The sequence below is a fragment of the Pseudomonas syringae pv. tomato str. DC3000 genome (assembly GCF_000007805.1).
Classification (GTDB): Bacteria; Pseudomonadota; Gammaproteobacteria; order Pseudomonadales; family Pseudomonadaceae; genus Aquipseudomonas; species Aquipseudomonas avellanae.
The window spans coordinates 5,764,654-5,781,396 of the sequence record NC_004578.1 but is presented as its reverse complement, the minus strand read 5'-3'; the positions used below and the strand labels follow the sequence as shown (position 1 = coordinate 5,781,396).

Genomic DNA, 16,743 nt, shown 5'->3' with positions numbered 1-16,743 from the left:
GCTCGTGGGAGCGGAAGAAGTCAGTCGCGACGCCGCAAATTCCAGCCCTAGCCCGGATCCCTGAAATCCGGATGAAAATTCTCGCGCACCGCCACACTGATGCTGCTGCGCGTCGCGATATCAATACCTTCAGTGGCCACTTCTGCGAGAAAGTCGATCTGCTCCGGCGTAATCACATACGGCGGCAGGAAATACACCACGCTGCCTAGCGGCCGCAGCAATGCGCCACGCTCCAGCGCATGCTGAAAGACCTTCATGCCCCGGCGTTCCTGCCACGGGTAGGCAGTCTTGGTGGCCTTGTCCTGAACCATCTCGATAGCGATGGCCATGCCGGTCTGGCGTACTTCCGCCACATGCGGGTGATCCACCAGGTGCGCCGTCGCCGTTGCCATGCGCTGCGCCAGCGCCTTGTTGTTCTCGATGACGTTGTCCTGCTCGAAAATATCCAGCGTCGCCAGCGCCGCAGCACAGGCCAGCGGGTTGCCGGTGTAACTGTGCGAATGCAGGAAGGCGCGCAGCGTGGGGTAGTCGTCGTAGAACGCGTCGTACACGTCGTCTGTGGTCACGCAGGCCGCCAGCGGCAGGTAGCCACCGGTCAGCGCCTTGGACAGGCACAGAAAATCCGGGCGGATACCCGCCTGCTCGCAGGCAAACATGGTCCCGGTACGGCCGAAGCCCACGGCGATCTCATCGTGGATCAGGTGCACGCCGTAGCGGTCACAGGCTTCGCGCAGCAGCTTGAGGTAGATCGGGTGATACATGCGCATGCCGCCCGCGCCCTGAATCAGCGGCTCGACGATCACGGCTGCGACGCTGGCGTGATGCTCGGCCAGGGTCTGCTCCATGGCCGCAAACATGTTGCGCGAATGCTCTTCCCAGCCCATGCCATCGGGGCGGTGATAGCAGTCGGGGCTTGGCACCTTGATGGTGTCGAGCAGCAGCGCCTTGTAGGTTTCAGTAAACAGCGGCACGTCACCGACCGACATCGCCGCCATGGTTTCGCCGTGGTAACTGTTGGTCAGGGTGACGAAACGCTTCTTGGCCGGCTGGCCGCGATTGAGCCAATAGTGAAAGCTCATCTTCAACGCGACTTCGATGCACGAAGAACCGTTGTCGGCATAGAAGCAACGCGTCAGACCTTCCGGTGTGAGCTTGACCAGCCGCTCGGACAGCTCGATCACCGGCTGATGGCTGAAACCGGCGAGAATCACGTGCTCCAGCTGGTCGACTTGGTCCTTGATGCGCTGGTTGATGCGCGGGTTGGCATGGCCGAATACGTTGACCCACCAGGAGCTGACAGCGTCCAGATAACGCTTGCCTTCGAAGTCTTCAAGCCACACGCCTTCGCCACGCTTGATGGGTATCAACGGCAGATTTTCGTGGTCTTTCATCTGGGTGCAGGGGTGCCACAGGACCTTGAGGTCACGCTGCATCCACTGGTCATTGAGGCCCATTTGCAATCTCCGGGTAGCGACTCGCTTGATGCGAGGACGAACAATCGCGCAAGCCTATGCAATGCCCGGCTGCGGGACAACCTCTGATGCCGTTTTAACGGCTGATGGACATTGCTGGCGGCTATTTGATGGCTCGCGTATCCTGCGCAGCGAGTCGATCCTTCTGGCTGACTTGCCCAATCTTTCCTACGTTTTTTCGGAGTTCGCCGAATGCTTTCTGGGTGGCTGCGCGCGTGTGCGCTGATAGTTGCAGGGCTGGTCAGCGTTTCTACGCTCGCCGACGAAAAACAACGCACGGCGATCGTCGTCGGCGGTGGCCTGGCGGGCCTGACCGCTGCCTATGAGCTGCAAACCAAGGGCTGGCAGGTCACGCTGCTGGAGGCCAAACCTGCGCTGGGTGGTCGCTCCGGCCTGGCCACCAGCGAGTGGGTCGGCAACACCAAGGCCCAGCCGGTGCTGAACCGCTACCTGGACAGTTTCAAGCTGGCGACCGTGCCCGCGCCTGAATTTATGCGCACGCCCAGCTACCTGATCGACGGCGTTTACTTCACCCAGGCTGACCTGGCGCTCAAACAGCCTGCGACCGCCGAAGCCATCAAGCGCTACAACGAGACGCTGGACAACCTGGCGCGCTCCGTTGATGACCCGCAAAACCCGGCGGCCAATAGCACATTGTTCGCCCTGGACCAGATCAACGTCGCCAACTGGCTTGACCGTCTGAGCCTGCCGACCACGGCGCGTCAGTTGATCAATCAGCAGATTCGTACACGCTACGACGAGCCTTCGCGCTTGTCGCTGCTGTATTTCGCCCAGCAATCGCGGGTTTACCGTTCGGTTGACGAGCGTGATTTACGCGCCTCGCGCCTGCCCGGTGGCAGCGCGGTGTTGACTCAGGCGTTCGTCAAACAGCTAAAGACCGTCAAGACCAACTCGCCGGTGACGGCCGTTGTTCAAGACAAGGACAAAGTCACCGTTCAGGCTGGCGCAACCAGTTACAGCGCTGATTACGTGGTCATGGCCGTGCCGCTGCGTTCGTTGGGCAAGATCCAGATGACGCCCGCGCTGGATGCGCAGCACATGGGCGCGATCAAGAGCACCAACTACGGCTGGCGCGACCAGATCATGCTCAAGTTCAAGACCCCGGTCTGGGACAGCAAGGCGCGCATGTCCGGTGAAGTGTTCAGTAACACCGGCCTGGGCATGCTATGGGTAGAACCGGCCCTCAAGGGTGGTGCCAATGTGGTGATCAACCTGTCCGGCGACAACGCACGCATCATGCAGGCCTTTGGTGACAAGCAGATCGTCGATCAGGTGCTGATCCGCCTGCACGCGTTCTATCCCGAGGCGCGCGGGGCCTACACCGGCTACGAAATCCGCCGTTACAGCGTTGACCCGTCCACGGGTGGCTCCTATCTGGCGTTCGGCCCTGGCCAGATCAGCAAGTACTGGCGCTTGTGGGAAAGGCCGATTCTGCGCGTAGCCTTTGCTGGCGAGCACACCGACACCTTGTACCCCGGCACGCTGGAAGGCGCCTTGCGCAGCGGTCAGCGTGCGGCCAGCCAGGTGCAGGATCTGGCGGCTGGCAAATCGTTTGAGCCCGTCAAGGTTGCTCCGCCGAAAGCGCCGGCACCGGCTTCGCAGAAATCCGAAGGCAATTTCTTCAGCAACCTGTTTGGTGGCGGTTCTGCCGACAAACCGGCTGAGCCGACCACGCCGCAGGCCAGCAAGCCAGGCTTCTTCTCGCGCCTATTTGGTGGTGCCCAAGAGCCAGCTCCAGCTCCTGCTCCGTTAGAGAAGGCCCCGGAACCTGCTCAGGCCCCCGCGCCTGTTGCTGCCCCGGTGCCAGTGGTTGCGCCGGTGGTTCAGCCAGCCAAACCGCCGGTAAAAGCAGAATCTGCGAAAAAGCCTGCAGCCAAGGCTGACGCGGCGAAAAAACCGCAGCCCTCGGAAGCCGCGAAGAAAGAAGCTGCCAGGAAGGAAGCGGCAAAGAAAGAAGCCGCGAAAAAAGAGGCGGCAAAAAAAGCTCAGGCCAAACCGGCTCCGGCCAAGGCGCCCGCTGAAAAAGCCCCCGCAGACGTCAGTAACTGACCGAGCGCGAGCTGACTGAAAAGGGACGCGGTTGATACCGCGTCCCTTTTTTTGTGCCTGCTGAATTCGTTCTGGGTATGAGGACCGACCACATCGAGACGGATCATGCCGTTCATCGGCATCGAACGGCCGATGGTCATTGCAAAGTGTTACTGACTTTGATTTATCGGGATGCTGTTGCTGCAAGGGTGGTAGGCGTTGGCTTTGCCGACGTAATCGGAACACTGATCATTGAAATGACTGATCGTATTGTTCGATGCATCCGAGCGAAAATTTGCGCTTTCATTCGATAGATAAAAAGCTAGTCTGGTAACACTTCTGACAAGGTATTGGGAATGCAGCTACGTAATTCATCCTCTCGCTACGGTCTGGTCAGCATGGTGCTGCACTGGGGTGTGGCTGCTGTCGTGTTTGGAATGTTCGCGCTGGGGCTGTGGATGGTCGGGCTGGATTACTACGATACGTGGCGCAAGGCCGGCCCTGATCTGCACAAGAGCATCGGCATCACCCTGTTTGCGGTCATGTTGATCCGTGTGGTCTGGCGCTTGCTCAGCCCGCCACCGCCGCCGTTGACCAGCTACAGTAAGTTGACGCGCATCGGTGCTGCGTTCGGCCACTTGTTTCTGTATGTGGCGCTGTTTGCCGTGATGTTCGCCGGTTATCTGATATCCACCGCCGATGGCGTGGGCATCCCGATATTCGGCTTGTTCGATGTGCCTGCGCTGGTTTCGGGCCTTCCTGAACAAGCAGAAACGGCTGGCTGGATTCACCTTTACCTGGCCTGGGTCATCGTGATTTTTGCGGGGCTCCATGGTCTGGCAGCATTGAAACACCACTTCATCGATCGCGATGTGACCCTCAAGCGTATGCTGGGTCGTCATTGATTGTTCAACCAAAACGGGAATAAAAGCATGTTGAAGAAGTCTCTCGCCGCTCTGGCTCTGGGTACCGCACTGTTGTCTGCTGGCCAGGCCATGGCTGCCGACTACGTTATCGACAAGGAAGGCCAACACGCATTCGTTGACTTCAAGATCAGCCACTTGGGCTACAGCTTCATCCACGGTACATTCAAGGACTGGGACGGCACGTTCAGCTTTGACGCTGCCAAGCCTGAAGCCAGCAAAATCAATGTCGAGCTGAAAACCGCCAGCCTGTTTACCAACCACGCTGAACGCGACAAGCACATCTCCAGCAAAGACTTCCTGGACGTTGCCAAATACCCTGAAGCGAAGTTCGTCTCTACCGCTGTCAAATCGACCGGCGAGAAAACTGCTGATGTGACCGGCGACCTGACCCTGCACGGCGTGACCAAGCCCATCGTGATCAAGGCAACCTTCAACGGCGAAGGCAAGGACCCGTGGGGCGGCTACCGTGCCGGCTTCAACGGTACTTCGACGCTGAACCTGAACGACTTCGGCATCAAAGGCCCTGGCCCGACGTCGCAGACCCTGGACCTGGACATCACCTTCGAAGGCGTACAGAAGAAGTAAGTGCACGCTTGATCGACAAAACGCCGGCCTTAGGGTCGGCGTTTTTGTTTGGGTGCTGCTTTGTGGGGAAAGTTTATAACTATCGTGCCAATGCTCCGCGTTGGCATGCATTTCGTGACGCTCTGCGTCACAGATCGGCGCCGCGCTAGCGCCTCAAGATCGGACGCGGAGCGTCCAAGGCTGCGCTACCACGCGGAGCGTGGGAGCGATGATCAACATCCTCCAGGCCCACAAACAAAAACGCCCCGAACAGGTCGGGGCGTTTTGTTGTTGCCGGGCTATCAGCTGTCGCGGTTGCGGGTCAGCAGGGCCGGTTTTTCACCACGTGGGCGTGCTGGCAACTGGTCCAGTTGCTCGGCAGACGGGAAGCGGTCGATCTTGGACTCTTTGTGCACGATCTTTGGCTGAGGCTGGCCGTCGCGTGGGGCGCGTACAGCGGGCTCCTGGCCTTCGCGCGGCAAGGGTTGATCTTCGCGTGCCGGGCGACGACCGCGCGGCTGGCTGTCGCGCGAGCGCGGCGCCGAAGAACCCGAACCATTGCGCTTCGGTGCACCAGCACCAGAACCGGTACGTGGCGCGCCACCCGCAGGGCGGCCCGAATTGGCCGGACGTGCAGCGCCGCCGGCCGCCGGTGCAGCGCCAGGCGCAGCAGCAGGGCGACGGCCACGGTTTTGGCCTTTACCCTGATAAGGGCTTACGTAGTCAGCACGATTGCCGAAGTTATCGACTTCGTCGTCGCGAAACTCGTCCGGGGCACGATCTGATGCCTGACGCGGAGTTGAAGGCTGCACTGCACGCTGTTCGCTACGAGGCGTGCCCTCACGGGGCTTTTTTTCGCGTGGCGGCCGGGCTGGGCGTTCGCCTGTAGCTGCCGCAGCGGCAGGTTTGTCCTTACCTTTATCCTTGCCCTTGTCGCGACGACCACCGTTGTTCTTGTCGCCATCGGCACGCGCAGGACGTGCGCCGCGCGAGTTGCGAACATCGGGACGCTCACGCACTTCAGGCTTCTCGGCCTCAACTGCAGTGATATCGAAGCCCATTAGATCACCGTCGGCAATCTTCTGTTTGGTCATGCGCTCGATACTTTTGAGCAGCTTCTCTTCGTCCGGTGCAACCAGCGAGATGGCTTCGCCGGAGCGACCTGCACGGCCGGTACGACCGATACGGTGCACGTAGTCTTCATCGACGTTAGGCAGCTCGAAGTTGACGACATGCGGCAACTGATCGATATCCAGACCGCGCGCGGCGATATCGGTAGCCACCATGATGCGCACATCACCGGCCTTGAAATCGGCCAGCGCTTTGGTACGTGCGTTCTGGCTCTTGTTGCCGTGGATCGCTACTGCCGCAAGGCCGTGTTTGTCCAGGTACTCGGCGAGACGGTTGGCACCGTGCTTGGTGCGGGTGAACACCAGCACCTGTTCCCAGGCGCCCACGGTGATCAGATGCGCCAGCAGCGAACGCTTGTGGTTGGCAGCCAGACGGAAAACCCGTTGCTCGATGCGCTCGACCGTGGTGTTCGGCGGCGTGACTTCGATACGCTCCGGGTTGTGCAGCAGCTTGCCGGCCAGGGACGTGATGTCATTGGAGAAGGTCGCTGAGAACAGCAGGTTCTGACGCTTGGCCGGCAAACGTGCCAGGACCTTTTTGACGTCATGGACGAAGCCCATGTCGAGCATCCGGTCTGCTTCATCGAGCACCAGAATTTCGACGTGGGACAGATCGACGCTGCCTTGACCGGCCAGATCGAGCAGGCGGCCAGGGCAGGCCACCAGTACGTCTACACCACGGGACATGGCCTGAACCTGTGGGTTCATGCCGACGCCGCCGAAGATGCAGGCACTGACGAACTTGAGGTCGCGGGCATAGAGCTTGAAGCTCTCGTGCACTTGCGCGGCCAGTTCGCGAGTCGGGGTCAGGACCAGTACGCGGGGTTGGCGCGGGCCGTGACGCTGGGATTTGTCCGGAACACCATTGGGAAACAGCCGCTCCAGAATAGGGAGGGCGAAACCACCGGTTTTACCCGTACCGGTCTGTGCCGCAACCATCAGGTCGCGACCTTGCAACACGGCGGGGATGGCCCGCTGTTGCACTGGGGTAGGCTGGGTGTAGCCCGCTGCCTCGATGGCGCGGACTAAAGCCTCGGAGAGACCGAGGGAAGCAAAGGACATGAGTAATCCTGTTCTGTTGGAGCTTAAGCTCAAGGGATGTCTTGCCTGGCGCGAATGGCGTGTAAAGACAACGCGATCCCGTCCGGTCCTGCCGGGTCTTCAGTACATCTCGTGACGTCTGCGCTTGATGAAAAGTGCGCTGATGGCGTGAACAAGTGACGATTGCAAGACCGAGCGTCCGGGCGTAAGCCTGGCGGGAAGGCTGGAGTATAACAGAGCGAGCGCAATACGCTGCTTTCATGCTGCCCAACGGTGTATCAGGCCGCGATCTGTGGGGAAGCGCCCGACAGATCGCGGCTTTACAGGGTTATCAGCGTGGCAATTGCAGATTGTTCCACACCGCCAGGCTCGGTTCTGCCTGGTTCAGCGTGTAGAAGTGCAGGCCCGGGGCGCCACCCTCCAGCAGGCGTTCACACATCTGCGTGATGACGTCTTCGCCAAACGCCTGAATGCTCTGCACATCATCGCCATAGGCTTCCAGCTGCTTGCGGATCCAGCGCGGGATTTCCGCACCGCAGGCATCGGAGAAACGCGCCAGCTTGCTGTAGTTGGTGATCGGCATGATGCCCGGCACGATCGGAATGCTCACGCCCATCTTCTCTACACGTTCGACGAAGTTGAAATAACTGTCGGCGTTGAAGAAGTACTGGGTGATCGCACTGTCGGCACCGGCGTTGGCCTTGGTGACGAAGTGCTTGAGGTCATCCTCGAAATTGCGCGCCTGCGGATGCATTTCCGGGTAGGCGGCGACTTCGATGTGGAAGTGGCTGCCGGTTTCTTCACGGATGAATGCCACCAGGTCATTGGCGTGACGCAGCTCACCGCTGGCCATGCCCATACCGGAAGGCAGGTCGCCGCGCAGGGCAACGATGCGTCTGATACCCGCATCCTTGTACTGGGCAAGCAGGCTGCGCAAGTCTTCCTTGCTGTCCCCAACGCACGACAAATGCGGCGCGGCGGGCACTTTTACTTCATTCTCCAGCTGAAGCACGGTATTGAGCGTGCGGTCGCGGGTAGAACCACCGGCACCGTAAGTGCAGGAGAAAAAATCGGGGTTGTACGTAGCGAGCTGACGAGCAACGGTCAGCAGCTTTTCATGTCCAGCGTCGGTCTTGGTAGGAAAGAACTCGAAGCTGAAGCGGCGTTCTTGAGACATGGGGGAGGAGACCTCCAGCTTTTAGCTGCAAGTTGCAAGCTGCAAGAGGGCTGTATGCCTGGCTCCGCAGTCTTACGCTTGCCGCTCACGGCTGTTTAGTAACGATAAAGAAACGAGCTTAAAGCCCAAGCTGCAAACAAGAAAAGCGCACTTGCTTGCAGCTTGAAACTTACCGCTTACAGCTATCAATCAATAGCGATAAGCGTCTGGCTTGAACGGACCTTCGACGGTCACGCCGATGTAGTCGGCCTGGGTCTTGGTCAGTTTGGTCACAACACCGCCGAAACCGCGGACCATTTCCAGGGCCACTTCTTCGTCGAGTTTCTTCGGCAGTACTTCAACGGTCAGACGCTCGGCTTTCTTGGCAGGTGCCAGGTCAGCGTACTTCTGATCGAACAGGAAGATCTGCGCCAGCACCTGGTTGGCGAACGAGCCGTCCATAATGCGGCTTGGGTGGCCAGTGGCGTTGCCCAGGTTGACCAGACGGCCTTCGGCCAGCAGGATCAGATAGTCGTCGTTCTGTGCGTCGAACGCGCCAGCACCGGTGCGGTGAATCTTGTGCACCTGTGGCTTCACTTCTTCCCATGCCCAGTTCTTGCGCATGAAAGCGGTGTCGATTTCGTTGTCGAAGTGGCCGATGTTGCACACGACAGCGCGTTTTTTCAGCGCCTTGAGCATGTTCGAGTCACAGACATTGACGTTGCCGGTGGTGGTCACGATCAGGTCGATCTTGCCCAGCAGCGCTTTGTCGATGCTCGCTTCGGTGCCATCGTTTTCGCCGTCGATGAATGGGGAAACCAGCTCGAAACCGTCCATGCAGGCCTGCATGGCGCAGATCGGGTCGACTTCAGTCACTTTGACGATCATGCCTTCCTGACGCAGCGACTGGGCCGAGCCCTTGCCCACGTCACCGTAGCCGATCACCAGTGCCTGCTTGCCGGACAGCAAGTGGTCGGTGCCGCGCTTGATGGCGTCGTTCAGGCTGTGACGGCAGCCGTACTTGTTGTCGTTCTTGCTCTTGGTCACCGAGTCGTTGACGTTGATGGCCGGGATTTTCAGCTCGCCCTTGGCCAGCATGTCCAGCAGACGGTGAACGCCGGTGGTGGTTTCTTCGGTCACGCCGTGGATCTTGTCCAGCATCGCCGGGTATTTCTTGTGGATGATCTCGGTCAGGTCGCCGCCGTCGTCGAGGATCATGTTGGCGTCCCATGGCTGGCCATCCTTGAGGATGGTCTGCTCGATGCACCACTCGTATTCTTCTTCGGTTTCGCCTTTCCAGGCGTACACGGCAATACCGGCGGCGGCGATGGCAGCAGCGGCCTGGTCCTGCGTGGAGAAGATGTTGCACGACGACCAGCGTACTTCGGCACCCAGGGCAACCAGGGTTTCGATCAGCACGGCGGTCTGAATGGTCATGTGGATGCAGCCGAGGATTTTCGCGCCTTTGAGCGGCTGCTCAGCGGCATACTTGCGGCGCAGACCCATCAGGGCAGGCATTTCGGATTCAGCGATGATGGTTTCGCGACGACCCCAGGCAGCCAGGGAAATGTCGGCAACCTTGTAGTCGTTAAATTCTGCAGGCGTGATTACAGCACTCATTGAGAGTCTCCATTCCATAAAAATGCGAATGGGCGCCGTTGTGCGTTTAAGGCTTGCCGGCTGTGATCAACCTGACAAACAACGCCCCATCCGAGCCTGACAGGGTAAACCTGCTGCAGCGCCCCTCGGACAGGTGGCGGGAACGGTATCAAGCGTAGATGACCGTTTTGAAACGGTTGGCAGTATAGCTGTGCTGGCGATTCTTCCCAAGGCTTTCTGTCGGGTAACTGGCCACCCTATTGCCATCTGGCTGTAATCGGGTGGATGCACAATTGCAATGACGCAGGCATGGGCGTTGGCCGCCGGCTCTGCCATCATGCTGGTCTCTACCGGCCAGACGCTCAGGAGTGAACATGAATTTCCACACCCGCAAATGGGTCAAGCCCGAAGACCTCAACCCCAACGGCACGTTATTCGGCGGTAGCCTGCTGCGCTGGATCGATGAGGAGGCGGCGATTTACGCGATTGTCCAGCTGGGCAATCAGCGCGTGGTGACCAAGTACATTTCCGAGATCAACTTCGTCAGCGCTTCGCGTCAGGGCGATATCATCGAGCTGGGCATCACCGCCACCGAGTTCGGTCGCACCTCGATCACCCTCAAATGCCAGGTGCGCAACAAGATCACCCGCAAGAGCATTCTGACGGTCGAGAAGATCGTCTTCGTCAACCTCGACGAAGACGGCCAGCCCGCCCCGCACGGCCGGACTGAAATCCGCTACATCAAGGACCAGTTCGACGTAGAGGATTGATCCATCTTCCAAGACCGGACGCGGAGCGTCCAGAACGGCATGCGACGCGGAGCGTCGCACGATAGTCGTGTAGAGCGGACAGGGCGACGCTTCGCTTGTCCGCGATCTGACGGGAACCGGCAGCAAAACCGGTGTATGCAGTACATCAGGCGCAACCAAAGTCGTCTGGTTTAGGGCCGCTTCGCAACCCATCGCGGACAAGTCCACTCCCACAAAATGGACTGCCCCCCGGAAGTTGGACAGTTTTAGCTTGCCGCCTGAGTCCTGTATTTTACGGGGCTCAGGCCGCCTAGCTTCAGCTTAATGCGGTCATGGTTGTAGTAGCGGATGTACTCCTCCAGACCTGCCGTCAGCTCTTCTATGCTTTCAAATCGTTTCAAGTAGAAAAACTCGGACTTAAGCGTACCAAAAAAGCTTTCCATCGCAGCGTTGTCCAGGCAATTTCCCTTACGAGACATGCTTTGCTTCACACCCTTTACCGCCAGTTTCTGACGGTACTGCGCGTGTTGATACTGCCAGCCTTGATCCGAGTGCATCACAAGCTTCGGCTCGTCTTGCAACTGCTGCAACGCCTTGTCCAGCATACTGGTGACCAGCTCAAAGCACGGCCTGGTAGACAATTCGTACGCCACGATCTCACCGTTGTACAGGTCCATCACAGGCGAGAGATACAGCTTTCGATTGGCCACTTTAAACTCGGTCACATCGGTCACCCATTTCTGGTTCGGGCGTTGCGCCGTGAAATTGCGCTCCAGCAAATTCGGTGCAATTTTTCCGACGGTGCCCTTATAGGAACGGTATTTTTTTGGTCGAACAACGGAGCGCAGACCCAGTTCAGCCATCAATCTCTCCACAACCTTCTTGTTGACCAGCGTGCCTGAGTTGCGGATAACCGCCGTGATGCGCCGAGCCCCATAAAGACCTCTCTCCTCGTGATAAATCCGCTCTACCTCCTGCTTTAGAGCAGCATCTGGATCGGGTCTGGATTGCACCTGAACCTGATAGTAGAACGTACTGCGCGCCAAGCCCGCCAGCGTCAGAAGGGCGCAGAGCGAGAAGCGGCTCCTCAGTTGTTTGACGATCAGGGCTTTTTCTTTTGCCGTCGTTGCTGCTCCTTCAACTCTTCCAACTTTTTTAGGTAAGCGTTCTCCATGCGCAGGTATTCGAGCTCTGCCATTAACTGGTCACGCGTCTTCTGCGTATCGTCGTCGATTACTGGTGCGGTGGGATAAGGCTTCTTGGGCATGGCAACAGACTTTCTTCTCTTGGGAACGTAGGGGGCTAGATCGTTACTGTAATGCTGCTGTTCCCAAATGACTATTTGGCCAGGATCACCAATACCAAAATGCGCTGCGGTCTGGCGAAGGGACAGCCCGTGCTCGCGCTTGTGCTCCAGCACTGAGCGTTTGAAGGCTTCGCTGTACCGAAGACCAGGCTTACGATGGCCTGTGTGCCCATGGCTCTTGTAATTGGCGACCCAGCGTCGAAGCAGGCTGGAATCGATCGAGAACTGGCTGGACACCTTGCGAAAGCCTATGTTGCCTGCAAGATAGGCTTTGACGACGGTGAGCTTGAATTGCTCTGAATACTTGGCCATTTGAACACCCCCATTAGGTCGGATTGGTGTCCAACTTCTTGGGGGCAGTCCAAAAGCCAAGCTTTTCGGGCTCTTTCAGAGTTGCGTATGACGCTGAGCGCTCAGTTCAGCCCTTCGCCTGCAACGCCCGCAACCACGACAACCCTTCGCTGGTGTCGCCTTTGGGGCGGTATTCACAGCCTATCCAGCCGGTATAGCCCAGCTCGTCGATAACGTTGAACAGGTGTTCGTAATTCAGCTCGCCCAGGTTCGGTTCATGGCGATCCGGTACCCCTGCAATCTGAATGTGGCCAATACCCGCAAAGTCGCGGCGCAGTTTGCTGGTCAGGTCGCCTTCGACGATCTGACAGTGATAGCAGTCAAATTGCACCTTCAGGTTATCTGCACCCACCTGCTTGCAGATGGCCTGCGCCTGATCCTGACGGTTGAGAAAGAAGCCCGGCATGTCGCGGGTGTTGATCGGTTCGATCAGAATCGTGACGCCAGCTGACTTCGCCTGCTCGGCCGCAAACGCCAGGTTTTCCAGATAAACCGCTTGATGGCGCTCACGCAAAGCTTCGCTGGGCAGCAGACCGGCCATCACGTGCACACGGTCGTTGCCCAGCACCTGCGCATATTCCAGCGCACGTTCGATGCCGCTGCGAAAGTCCGCTTCGCGGCCCGGCAGCGTGGCGATCCCGCGCTCGCAGTTATCCCAGTCGCCCGGCGGGGCGTTGAACAGCGCCTGCACCAGACCGTTGTCGCTCAGGCGTTGTTTGAGTTCCTGCGGCGTGTAGGCGTAAGGAAACAGGTACTCGACCGCGCCGAAACCATCGGCGGCGGCTGCGGCAAAGCGCTCAAGAAAATCATGCTGCGGGTATAGCATGCTGAGGTTGGCGGCAAAACGAGGCATGTTAACTCCAGTCTTCAAAGGGTCAGACGAATGGCCAAAGCAGCAGGGTGATCACAAAGCCCAGCGTGCCGAGCAGCGTGACCAGTACGGTCCAGGTGCGCAAGCCGTCGGCGACGTTGAGGCCCGCCAGCTTGGTGAACATCCAGTAACCGGCATCGTTGATGTGCGACATGGCCAGACCGCCACCGCCCATCGCCAGACACAACAGAGCCAAGTGGTTGGCGCTCAGGTCCAGCGTGGCGATCAGCGGGCTGAGAATGCCGGCAGTGGTCACCAGCGCAACGGTGGTCGAGCCCTGCACCGCGCGCAGCAACAGCGTCAGCAGAAAGCCCAGCGCCAGCACCGGCAAACCGGTATTGCGCAACGCCTCGGAAACCACCGCACCGATACCGGTATCCACCAGCACCTTGCCGAACACGCCACCGGCACCGGCAATCAGGATAACCATCGCCACACCCGGCAAGGCAGAGCCGATTACGTCGGACACCTGCGTGCGGCTCCAGCCACGACGCGAACCCAGCAGCCAGGCGCACAGCAGTGTGTCGATCAGTAGCGCCACCAGAGGCGCGCCGAGAACCGTCAGCACTGCACGCAGCGTGGACGTCGCAGGCAGCAAAGTGGTGGCCAGCGTGCCCATCAGGATCAGCACGATCGGCAGCAGAATCAGCGCAATGATCAGCCCGAAACCCGGTGCAGGCGCTGGAGGCAGTTTGCTCGCCAGGCTGCTGGCGCTTTCTTCCGCGCCCAGGGTTTTGGTTTCGGTGGCTTCACGCGCGCCGGAATAATCGTTGCGCGCCCAAGCTTCCAGGTCTTCGTTGGTGACATGCGGGCCGTAGACTTCTGCGCGAATATCATCGGTCATCGGGTAGGTCTTGCGAGTCATGCGGCCTGCCACGAAGTAGCCGATCATGCACAGCACCGCGACAATCGGGATACCCAGCATCAACACACGACCCAGGTCCGCGCCCAACTGGCTGGCCGCAGCAACGGCGCCAGGGTGTGGCGGCAGGAACGCATGCACCGCCAGCAACGCAGCACACATCGGCAGCGCGAAAATCAGCAGCGGTTTGCGCGCCGCACGGGCCACGCCGTAGGCCAACGGCATGAGAATGATCACGCCGACCTCGAAGAACACCGGAATACCCACCATGAAGCCGGCAACGGTCAGCGCCAGCGGCGTGCGCCTGTTGCCGAAACGGTTGATCAGCGTCTTGGCCAGTGCTTCGGCCCCGCCCGACAGCTCGATGATGCGTCCGATCATCGCGCCCAGGGCGATGATGATCGCGATGTGGCCGAGGGTCTTGCCCATGCCGCCTTCAATGGTTGCCACCAGATCTGCCGGCTTAACACCGGCGACCAGCGCCACGATGATGCTGACCAGCATCAACGCAACGAACGGCTGAAATTTATACTTGAGCACCAGAAACAACAGCAGTGCGATGCCCGCACCGGCCACGACCATCAACATGAGCGGCGTCATGCCCGTGCACTCCGGTCAATGGCAGTAAAGAGTGACAACGAAACAGCGGGGTAAGGGTGAGTCATGCTCTCGATTCCTGTTGTTATTGTTTTTCGGCCGCGAGGCGCAGTGCGCCCCTCGATCAATGTGTGTCCGTTACCACTTCGCGCCGAACACCTGACGCAATTCTTCCAGCGCCGCCGGGGCCAGCGGTGCAGGTTTAGGGTTGCTTATCAGCCACAGACGGGCGGTTTCTTCCAGCTCTTCCAGGGCGTAACAAGCCTTGGCCACCGAGCTTTCCCAGACCACCGGGCCGAGCCGCTCAAGCATCACGCCGCGTACGCTGTTGGCCAGCTCCGCCACGCGCTCGGCGACTTTCGGCGAGCCCGGACGCTCGTAAGGGATCAACGGAATGTGCCCGACTTTCATGACTTGATAGGGCGTCAGTGGCGGCAGGATGTCATCTTCACGCCACACGCCGGCCAGGGTCAGCGCCACCAGATGCGTCGAGTGGGTGTGCACCACGCCGCCGACTTCCGGGTTGCGGTCATAAACTTCGCGGTGCAGCGCCAATGTCTTGGACGGCTTGCTGCCGGACACCCATTCACCGGCCAGATTGACTTTGGCGATGTCTGCCGGGTCCATGCGGCCCAGGCAGGCGTCGGTCGGGGTGATCAGCCAGCCGTCATCAAGACGTGCGCTGATGTTGCCCGCGCTGCCGACCGTGTAGCCACGGCCATACAACAGCCGGCCGACGTCGCAGATTTCCTGACGCAGGGCGTTTTCATCAATCATCAGGCTTCTCCCGCCAATTGCTTGAGGGCCTTGGAGAAGAAGTCGCGTGCGCCGAAGTTGCCGGATTTCAGCGCCAGTGCCAGCGGTTGCGCGCCGCTGCTGACGGTGGCCGGAACGCCCGGATCGATCTGTGCGCCGATCTGCAGCAACTGCACGCCCAGCGCCTGAACGACAGCCCCGGAGGTTTCGCCGCCAGCGACCACAAAACGGCGCACACCCGCGTCCAGCAGCCCTTTGGCGATTTCGCCCAACGCGGCTTCGACCATCGCCCCGGAGCGCTCGACGCCCAGCTCGTTCTGTACGGCTTTGACTTCATCCGGCGTGCTGGTGGCGTAAATCAGTACGGTTTGCCCGGCGTCTCTGGCAAACGCCAGCGCCTGCTCGACCACCGGCTTGCCTGCGGCCAGATCCAACGGATTGATGCGCAGGGCAGGGCGATTGGCTTCCAGCCAGGCCGCGACCTGGCTGTTGGTGGCAACCGAAGCGCTGCCTGCCAGCACCACTTCGCCGCCGCTGATCGCAATCTGTTTGGCCGCGTCTATGTCGCGCAGCTTGCCCGCCTTGCGGAAGTTGCCCGGCAGGCCCAACGCCAGCCCCGAACCACCAGTCAGCAATGGCAGGTCGGCGCAGGCTTCGCCCAGTGTGTACAAATCGGCGTCCGATAGCGCATCGGCAATCGCCATACGCACACCTTCAGCGCGCAGTTCGGCAATTCTGTTGCGCACGCCCTCGACACCTTGGGCAATGCTGTCGTAGCGCAACAGGCCGACTTTGCCGGTGGTCTGCGCTTGCAGCACGCGCACCAGATTGGCATCGGTCATTGGCGTCAGCGGGTGGTTCTGCATGCCCGATTCGCTTAGCAACTGGTCCTGTACGAACAAATGACCGCGGAAAATCGTGCGGCCGTTTTCCGGGAAGGCCGGGCAGGCCAGAGTGAAGTCGCTGCCCAGTTGTTCCAGCAGTGCCTCGCTGACCTGACCGATGTTGCCGGCGGCAGTCGAATCGAAGGTCGAGCAATACTTGAAGAAGATCTGCTCGCACCCGCGCTCGCGCAGCCATTCCAGCGCAGCGAGGGATTCAGCCACGGCATCAGCGCTTGGCGTGGTGCGCGATTTCAGGGCAATGACAATCGCATCGGCGTCCAGGCCTGCAGCCATCTCGGCGCTAGGGATGCCGATGCTCTGCACGGTGCGCATGCCGCCGCGCACCAGCATGTTGGCCAGGTCGGTCGCGCCGGTGAAATCGTCAGCAATGCAGCCCAGCAGCGGGCGAGCGTTATTCAGGCTCATCAGT

At 59.8% G+C, this 16,743-nt stretch carries 13 protein-coding genes and 1 riboswitch; of the genes, 4 read left to right on the top strand and 9 right to left on the bottom strand.

Features of this window, described 5'->3' with window-relative positions:
* Window positions 1-47: 47 nt before the first annotated feature.
* Entirely contained in the window at window positions 48-1,454 is a 1,407-nt protein-coding gene (locus tag PSPTO_RS26245) for an adenosylmethionine--8-amino-7-oxononanoate transaminase (RefSeq protein WP_011105299.1), read from the bottom strand.
* Window positions 1,455-1,664: 210 nt separating this feature from the next.
* Between PSPTO_RS26245 and PSPTO_RS26240 the strand changes: the two genes are divergently transcribed.
* The 3 genes from PSPTO_RS26240 to PSPTO_RS26230 all read left to right on the top strand — a co-directional run bounded on the left by PSPTO_RS26240 (window position 1,665) and on the right by PSPTO_RS26230 (window position 5,032).
* Window positions 1,665-3,542, top strand: coding sequence for a flavin monoamine oxidase family protein (locus PSPTO_RS26240; RefSeq protein ID WP_011105298.1), 1,878 nt, complete (start codon window positions 1,665-1,667; stop codon window positions 3,540-3,542).
* Window positions 3,543-3,877: 335 nt separating this feature from the next.
* Window positions 3,878-4,426 carry a cytochrome b gene (locus tag PSPTO_RS26235; protein WP_003378760.1) on the top strand — a complete coding sequence of 183 codons (549 nt, stop codon included), beginning with the start codon at window positions 3,878-3,880 and terminating at the stop codon, window positions 4,424-4,426.
* Between the two features lie 27 nt (window positions 4,427-4,453).
* Window positions 4,454-5,032 carry a YceI family protein gene (locus PSPTO_RS26230; RefSeq protein WP_003378759.1) on the top strand — a complete coding sequence of 193 codons (579 nt, stop codon included), beginning with the start codon at window positions 4,454-4,456 and terminating at the stop codon, window positions 5,030-5,032.
* Window positions 5,033-5,313: 281 nt separating this feature from the next.
* Here PSPTO_RS26230 and PSPTO_RS26225 read toward each other — a convergent pair whose 3' ends face one another.
* The 3 genes from PSPTO_RS26225 to ahcY form a co-directional block, all read right to left on the bottom strand.
* On the bottom strand, window positions 5,314-7,203 hold the full coding sequence (locus PSPTO_RS26225; RefSeq protein ID WP_005765402.1) for a DEAD/DEAH box helicase: 1,890 nt from the start codon (window positions 7,201-7,203) through the stop codon (window positions 5,314-5,316).
* A gap of 310 nt (window positions 7,204-7,513) precedes the next feature.
* A complete protein-coding gene (gene metF, locus PSPTO_RS26220; protein WP_005765400.1) occupies window positions 7,514-8,359 on the bottom strand; it encodes a methylenetetrahydrofolate reductase [NAD(P)H] in 846 nt (281 codons plus the stop codon).
* Window positions 8,360-8,548: 189 nt separating this feature from the next.
* On the bottom strand, window positions 8,549-9,958 hold the full coding sequence (ahcY, locus tag PSPTO_RS26215; RefSeq protein WP_005765398.1) for an adenosylhomocysteinase: 1,410 nt from the start codon (window positions 9,956-9,958) through the stop codon (window positions 8,549-8,551).
* Window positions 9,959-9,981: 23 nt separating this feature from the next.
* Window positions 9,982-10,091, bottom strand: a riboswitch (S-adenosyl-L-homocysteine riboswitch).
* Window positions 10,092-10,311: 220 nt separating this feature from the next.
* Here ahcY and PSPTO_RS26210 point away from each other — a divergent pair.
* Window positions 10,312-10,707, top strand: coding sequence for an acyl-CoA thioesterase (locus tag PSPTO_RS26210; RefSeq protein WP_002551711.1), 396 nt, complete (start codon window positions 10,312-10,314; stop codon window positions 10,705-10,707).
* A 245-nt stretch (window positions 10,708-10,952) separates the two neighbouring features.
* Here PSPTO_RS26210 and PSPTO_RS26205 read toward each other — a convergent pair.
* The 5 genes from PSPTO_RS26205 to otnK form a co-directional block, all read right to left on the bottom strand.
* Window positions 10,953-12,304 (bottom strand): IS3-like element ISPsy8 family transposase gene (locus PSPTO_RS26205; protein WP_122722792.1). Its coding sequence is split into 2 segments (ribosomal slippage): window positions 10,953-11,845 and window positions 11,845-12,304, totalling 1,353 coding nucleotides; the frame shifts between segments, so codons are not numbered across the junction.
* Window positions 12,305-12,410: 106 nt separating this feature from the next.
* Window positions 12,411-13,196, bottom strand: coding sequence for a 2-oxo-tetronate isomerase (otnI, locus tag PSPTO_RS26200; RefSeq protein ID WP_011105295.1), 786 nt, complete (start codon window positions 13,194-13,196; stop codon window positions 12,411-12,413).
* Between the two features lie 22 nt (window positions 13,197-13,218).
* Window positions 13,219-14,676, bottom strand: a complete 1,458-nt coding sequence (locus PSPTO_RS26195) for a GntP family transporter (RefSeq protein WP_007247340.1) — start codon at window positions 14,674-14,676, stop codon at window positions 13,219-13,221.
* A gap of 135 nt (window positions 14,677-14,811) precedes the next feature.
* Window positions 14,812-15,450: an aldolase gene (locus PSPTO_RS26190; protein WP_005765392.1), complete on the bottom strand. Its 639-nt coding sequence runs from the start codon at window positions 15,448-15,450 to the stop codon at window positions 14,812-14,814.
* Complete coding sequence (gene otnK, locus PSPTO_RS26185) at window positions 15,450-16,739, bottom strand: 3-oxo-tetronate kinase (RefSeq protein WP_005765391.1); 1,290 nt, start codon at window positions 16,737-16,739, stop codon at window positions 15,450-15,452. Before otnK ends, PSPTO_RS26190 begins: the two co-directional genes overlap by 1 nt.
* Between the last annotated feature and the right edge of the window lie 4 nt (window positions 16,740-16,743).